Origin of the sequence: Photobacterium sp. Ph5 (genome assembly GCF_022129445.1) — a bacterium.
Lineage (GTDB): Bacteria > Pseudomonadota > Gammaproteobacteria > Enterobacterales > Vibrionaceae > Photobacterium.
In genome coordinates, this window is sequence record NZ_JADQAQ010000087.1 from 1 (window position 1) to 7148 (window position 7148).

Consider the following 7148-nt stretch of genomic DNA (forward strand, 5'->3'; position numbering starts at 1 on the left):
CCGGCATACGTTTATAGCGTATCTAGGGTTCAAATCCCTATCTCTCCGCCATATATAGAAAAAGCCGCTAACGAAAGTTAGCGGCTTTTTTGCGTTTGAATAATGACTGTTATCTATTGTGATACAGATATTGGTATTTGAAGGGGTTAAATCCTCTAATACCCAGAACTACTCCGTCATATTAAAGAAAGCCGCTGAGCTTACTCAGGCTCTAGCTTTTTATAAGTCACATAGTGTATTACGTTTTGAACATTGATCTTGACCATTAAACACAAAGTAATCGTACGGTATACTCAATATAATGGAGCAAATACAAAGCTAAGAAAAACATAAACTAGCGAGTCGTTTAAATGTCCTGGGTCATTTTTTTTATTATTTTCATCTTTATTGCGAGCCTGTTTGACAGCAAACCAAAGAATCGTAATCAAAGACCGCCCGCACCAACTAGACCAAAACCAACTGAGCGTGTAAAGCCAACGATACCACTTCCAACAAAGAAGCCGTTAACGCCAACACCTCACTCAATAAGCTTACCTAAAGTTTCGCCAGTTATAGAATCTGGCGTGCTCAACGTTACCCTCACACCTGTAGGGTATTTGTCTAATTTCGAAAGAAATAAAAGAGGACTGCTGTCGAAAGCGGCAATAAGTTCTGCTCGATTTAAGCTAGTGCATGACCGAGGCAACTATCATGACAGCAAAGCAATTAAAGTCTTACTTGATGATGTAAATATTGGCTTTGTGCGTAAGCAGGGCACTAATGGCGCAGTTGACTGTTTTTGTTTCAACGGGTCGACACTTAAAGCCAACCTAAGTGTTAATTGGGACGGTAGCCATTTACGTATTGAAAGTGGAAATGATCAAGCTGAAACGGTACAAACTATACAGGTAAACCCATTTCAAGCCTTCGGTGTATTATCGCTTTGGCATATGAGCCACGTGGATAATATATCTAGTATTCTTTCAAATGGCATCGTAAGCAACGACACCGCTCATAGCAAGTTTGCACCGCGTGACATCTCTAATAGCGACGTGCAGACATATCGTGGTCGAAATGATCCTTATTACCACCGGAGGTTGCACGAGTATGCGCCCACATATTTGAGCATTAAAAACCCAATGCTCTATGTGAAGAAAGATATGAACTTTTACCTTTGTATCCTTGAACTCAGTACTTATGTGGTTAATGACAATCAGTTTTTGCTCACAGACGGTAATGCTGCCTCTAAAGAGACAAGATTCTTCAACAAAATGTCAGATCTTAATTATTTACCTTGGAATGTACTACTGGCTGATTACTGGAATGATTTCGATGACGGTAAACGAAAAAAATGTGCGGAGGTGCTGATCTATCCAAGTATCGATAAAAAATACATCAAAGCGGTTCACTGCTCAAACTTCACGGCAAAACGAATGGTTGAGAAAAATGCACCGAGTTCATCAGTGCCCGTAAAGGTAAGTCCGGAGTTATTCTTCTAATACTAAACTAAGAAGCTCCGCAGTCATGGGACAACGAGTATGTACTTCCGTTCTGAGCAAGCAATCCGATAGTTGATTCAAGTCGATAATTTTTGTATGAAGATAGTAATGGGTATTAGGGGGGGGGAAGGAGTTATACAAAGGCTCTAAACAAGTGATGTCAGAGGTAAATGTACCACTACAATGACTGGCTTGATAAACTAAATGCTGAACAGAGGCTGATAAAACCGTATAACGAATTGAAGCATCTAAAGAATACAAGACTGAAACTTGCATAAAGGTTGATAGGGTCAAGTTAGTATACTCGATAGACCGAGTGAAAATTGAGCGAGATGCTAAAAACCTAATTGATGAGTGTGAAAACACTCTCTTAACGAAGTTAAACCGGGTAACTGACACACTGAATAATAGCTTTAATTTGTCTCTGTTACCCTTAAAGCAAAGAAAGGTTGAATGTGATTAAACACGTTACAGGTAATATTTTTGATAGTGAACGACATACAATTGTCAATGCAGTTAATTGTGTCGGCGTTATGGGGGCAGGGATCGCCCTTGAGTATCGTCTTCGATACCCAGATATGTTTGAAAAATATCAAAGTTTTTGTGAAAACAACCTACTTGATATCGGTAAACTGTGGATCTATAAGCCTGAAAATGGACCATGGATTCTCAACTTCCCTACAAAGAAACACTGGAAATACCCAACAAAAGAAGAGTATCTAAGAAAAGGACTTTCAAAGTTTCTTTCTGAATACAAGGAGAAAGGTATTCAATCTATTGCCTTTCCTTTGTTAGGGGCAGACAAGGGGGGCTTGGGGAAAGACAAAAGCATGACACTACTTCAAGAATATTTATCAGAATTAGACATAGATGTTGATATTTACCAGTTTGATCCACAAGCAGCGGATTCGTTGTGTGAGAAGATAAAAAATATCGTCCTAAACTGTTCACCAAGTGAATACAGCCATATTGTGAAGTTTGGCAAGGTTGAGCTTGAAAAATTACAAATTCACTTAACTGAGCCTTCGATAAAGCAAATTAGTAACCTACTGAAAATAAGAGGGATCGGTAATAAGACGGTTGAAAAGTTGTACCAATTGGGTGACTTCACGCCGAAATCGCACCAACCCTCTTTATTGTGAACTGAGAATTAAAGCCTAGCTTGAATATCATTAAATAGAGACAGACCGTGAACCGCCAAAAACAACAAGTCTTAGACTACCGTAAAAAAGGTTATCTGAGGCTTCAACTCTGTTCTTTTTGAATAAGCTTAATGCGTTAACCGTCAATGTTGACGGTATAGTTCGAACATATGAAAAGTCGGTTAGTGACGGTACAACGACGTTATCGAATAGATATGGAAGTGAAACTCGACATTCTCAATTTATTGTAAAGAAAAAAGCATATCAGTTCGATTCACTTGGTGGTGACTTATAGACGCGAATTTAACCAATTGGCTGTTATTTCTAGTAGCTCTTTACTTTGATGTGCCTTTGGATCAAAGACATTGAAGATATGATCACCATCTTTCATGGTAATAGCAGTGGCGTCTTTACTGCCTGATGCGGTGATCAGTGTATTCGCATTTTCCCAAGGTAAAACGGTATCGTTAGTACCTGAAATCGCTAATAGAGAACCTGTAAATTGCTTCATCAATGTGAGTGATTGCTGGGCTTTTAATTGTTCAAACCATGTTAGGTTTACTTTAAATGGTGAACGCCAATCATATTTAATTAATGCGTAGCCGTTCTGTTTTGCCTCGTCATAGTATTGCTCAAAAAAGGCTTTCATTGGTGTAATACCATTGCCAACAGCAGGAGACCAAACAGCGAGTGATTTAATGTTAGGTTCTTCGATGACCAATAATTGTGAAATTAATGCGCCTTGGCTAAAACCGACAACCCCAATACGGCTTTTATCTATTTGTGAATTCGCTTGAAGATAGTTAAAAGCGGTTTTTCCATCGAGAACAGCAGAAGATAAAGAGTATTCTAAGTCTGATGTTTTACTGTCACCACTACCTGCAAAATCGAGGCGAATAGAGGCAATCCCTAATGCTTCTAATTTTTCACTAAGAGATTTGTATAAATTACCCACTTCATCTTTTTGTGTCCCTGTTCCGTGGAGCATGATCACCGCAGGTATTTGCTGATCTATTTTCTTATCAGGTACAGAGAAGATGGCTGGGATCTCATAGCTGCCGTTATTAAGAGTGATGTGCTGAGAGTCGGCAAGGGCCATATTAGAAAAGCTTAATAGTAATGAAGGGATGATAATTTTTTTAAACATGATAGAGATTAAAAATGAATGATATATTAGTTATTTTAAATTACTTTGGTTTATCTATCTGAATTTAAAGTTAAAAATTAGATGTCCATTACAAATCATGAGTAATAAAAAGCATAAAGGTCTAGCGCCATCACTAGACCTTTATTGTGGTGAAGTCTGTGTTGGGTTAACCCATAAACTTCGTCATAAAATTGCTAATGTTTGAAAGGCTAGCGGCTGCCATTACCACCACAATTAATACGCCTGTAACGGTTAGGTACATTGGGTGTTTGTAATCACCAACGATGTCTTTGCGGCGAGTAGCGGCAAGTACCATGGCTAATACCACTGGTAGAATAATACTGTTGATAAGACCGGCCAACATTAGCAGCAGAATAGGCATGTTCATGGTCACAGTGCCAAGGCTGGTGATGATAATAAAGCCTACACACCATACTTTTTCATTGCGCGCAACCACAGGGAATAGAGTTTTAATTAGCGAGATTGCCATGTAAGAGTTACCAACCACAGAGGTAATTGAAGCAACAAACAGCACCAAGCCAAAGATAAAATAACCTACTTCACCTGCACCTTGACGGAAAGCATCAGCAGCTGGGTTTGACGTCTCTAATACTGCGCCCGTTGCAATCACGCCAAATACCGCTAAGAACAGCAAAATACGAATAACAACGGCGATTGAAATGCCAGCCCATGCTGCTTTTTTAATAGCACCTACATTTTCTTTACCTTGCAAGCCAACATCAACTAATCGCTGCGCTCCAGTGTAGTAACCACCGACAGCACCACCAACAATGGTTAACGTTGGCAGTAATAGGTTGCTCATATCTGTTGGTATTACAGCCGCTTTTAGTGTTTCCCCCATAGGTGGAAGGCTGGTCATTGCCACATAAGCAATCAATACAATCATAAACAAGCCAAGGTAGCGCGCCATTTGATCCATGCGTTTCGAGGCATTATGAACGATAAACAGTAAGCAACCGACAACGCCTGTGAATAGTGCGCCCCATGTCGTATCGACACCCGTCAGTACATTAATACCTAACGCAGCACCACTGACGTTACCGAAGTTAAACGCCACTGCACCAAGCGCAAGTAGAATACCAACAACATAGCCCATCCCCGGTGCAACACGGTTAGCAATGTCTTGGATACGTAAGCCTGATACACCGACAATGCGCCACAAGTTCATCACAATACCGAAGGTGATAAACATGGATGTAAAGACAGGAAATGCCATATCGATTTTATAGATGTTAGTAAAAACGGCGGTTTGGGTTAAAAAGCCCGGACCAACAGAGGTCGTAGCCATCAGAAAAGCGACGCTTAAAATCGCTTTGTTTTGCCAAGAAGTGTCTTGAGTACTGATTGGTGCTGCAGAAGTCATCGTTGTCATGTTGATCTCTAAAATGTTGTCTCTCTCTTTATAGAAAAAAAGAAAGACAACTGACCGAGATCAGCTGACTCAAAGAAAAGAATAAAAACGTAAAAACAGATAGTTACGAAATGTAATCGTTTGCTTGGCGGCGGATATTAGTGACATGAGGTAAAGCTGTCAACGAAAAATTAGAATAAAAATTAGATTTTACTTATTTGTGCGATATTTATTTCCGTAAGGAATGTTTAGTGAGAACTTTTCACTAAGTCAGTTGGTTTTTGTCGAAATATTGAAAGCGATAAAGAGAAAGTCGCTGAATGATGATCAGCGACGTTGAGTTTGAACCGTTAAGATTTTAATGCCAGCACAGTACCGAAGGTAACCAGTCCTACGCCACAGAGTTGGTTTAAGCCTTTTTTCATATTCAATAAGCGTGTTTGTAGTGCTTTTGAGGTGAATAGCATTGCAACAAGGCTAAACCATAAAACATGCATGGCAATCATGTAAGCACCATATAACAAGGCAATGTGGTTATCGCTTGCATTTGTTGATACTACTTGGCTAAACACACTTAAGAAAAACAGCATGGTTTTAGGATTTAACACGTTACAAAGAAAGCCTTGTGCTAGAAAGTGTTGGCTACTTTTACTCGGCGCAGTTGCACCTTGTAGTTCGGTTTTGTTATCAGAAAAAAAGATCCCTTTAATTCCTAAATAAATTAAATAAGCAGCACCAGCATAGCGAATGGCATTAAATAGCATTTCATTTTGTGAGATAAGGTAACTGATACCCAATAGTGAGTAGGTAATGTGTATGGTGATCGCAAGGCTAATACCTATTGCTGTCCAGATCCCAGCAGAACGTCCGTGATTGAGGCTGTTTTTTAATACTAATACGAAGTCAGCACCTGGGCTTACGACAATTAATAATCCTAAGATAGCTAAGCTAATCAGTTCCATTTATCTCTCCAACAAGTCTTTAATAACGTTATTGTATCTGCGTAATGGCTATGTTTTAATCGAAATAAAGTTGGGTAAGTTGTGAGAAAAATTCACGGATGAGACATCTTAAAGCCTTTCATGTATTCGATGTATCGGCGTCATGTGCGAGCTTTACTGAAGCAGCACAACAATTGAACATTACACATGGCGCGGTAAGTAAACAGATCAAGACGCTAGAGGCGTATTTAGGCGTTGCGCTTTTTTATAAGAAAGGTCGTAACGTCTTTTTAACGCAGGAAGGTGAAAAGTTAAAAGTGTCGACCCGTCAAGTATTCACTGTATTGGAAAACACAGTGAATGAGTTGCGACAGCCAGCGCTTCATACGTTAGAAGTGTCATGTGAGCCAACACTAACTATGCGTTGGTTGATGCCTCGACTAAGTGGCTTTTATGAATCGTCAGGTATTGATGTGCGTTTATCGACTGCTGGTGGTGCTGTTCAATTAGGGACGAATGGCTTATCGCTTGCTATACGCCGTGATGATTTTGAGTGTCATCGTGATTACCATAAAACGTCATTAGTTGAAGAGTGGGTGGGTCCCGTTTTCTCGCCCGATTATTGGGAAAAAGTGAAGTACGATCTTGGCAATATCACGACGATTCATAGTGATACTCGATCTAGCGCATGGAAAAACTGGCAGCAAAAGAGCGATACAAAAACTGATTTTACTCACCACTCTCAGCAGAAATTTGGTCATTTTTATTTTTGTATTCAAGCTGCTATTGATGGATTAGGGGCGGCAATGGGGTCATATCCTTTTGTTATGGATGACATCAAACGAGGTGTGTTGGTCGCGCCATTCGGTTTTGTGCCGTCGGGGTGTGATTATATTCTGATGAGTGATAAAGCAAATTTAGCCGGTGAAGAAAAACAGTTTGCTGATTGGTTAATAGATAATTTATCGCAGGCTATACCGAAGTGCTAAAGATGAATGAAAGCCGCTAATTAATGAAGTGACCCCATAAAGTTGGACATTTCGGTTAAGCGGCTTGTAAGGCCTGATT

General features: G+C 39.8%; 6 protein-coding genes. 3 read left to right on the top strand and 3 right to left on the bottom strand.

Annotation, left to right across the window (positions count from 1 at the left end; genetic code table 11):
* Positions 1-350: 350 nt before the first annotated feature.
* Together I3259_RS19520 and I3259_RS19525 are read left to right on the top strand one after the other, a co-directional pair.
* Entirely contained in the window at positions 351-1478 is a 1128-nt protein-coding gene (locus I3259_RS19520; protein WP_238031355.1) for a DUF4433 domain-containing protein, read from the top strand.
* Positions 1479-1933: 455 nt separating this feature from the next.
* Positions 1934-2620, top strand: a complete 687-nt coding sequence (locus I3259_RS19525) for a macro domain-containing protein (RefSeq protein ID WP_238031356.1) — start codon at positions 1934-1936, stop codon at positions 2618-2620.
* 289 nt (positions 2621-2909) lie between these two features.
* Here I3259_RS19525 and I3259_RS19530 read toward each other — a convergent pair whose 3' ends face one another.
* The 3 genes from I3259_RS19530 to I3259_RS19540 form a co-directional block, all read right to left on the bottom strand.
* Positions 2910-3719: an alpha/beta hydrolase gene (locus I3259_RS19530; RefSeq protein ID WP_238031357.1), complete on the bottom strand. Its 810-nt coding sequence runs from the start codon at positions 3717-3719 to the stop codon at positions 2910-2912.
* 214 nt (positions 3720-3933) lie between these two features.
* A complete protein-coding gene (locus I3259_RS19535; RefSeq protein WP_238031358.1) occupies positions 3934-5160 on the bottom strand; it encodes an NRAMP family divalent metal transporter in 1227 nt (408 codons plus the stop codon).
* A 329-nt stretch (positions 5161-5489) separates the two neighbouring features.
* Positions 5490-6101, bottom strand: coding sequence for a LysE family translocator (locus I3259_RS19540; protein WP_238031359.1), 612 nt, complete (start codon positions 6099-6101; stop codon positions 5490-5492).
* Positions 6102-6199: 98 nt separating this feature from the next.
* Here I3259_RS19540 and I3259_RS19545 point away from each other — a divergent pair, with 98 nt between their 5' ends.
* Positions 6200-7069 (top strand): LysR family transcriptional regulator, encoded by an 870-nt coding sequence (locus I3259_RS19545; protein ID WP_238031360.1) that lies wholly within the window; start codon positions 6200-6202, stop codon positions 7067-7069.
* Positions 7070-7148 lie beyond the last annotated feature (79 nt).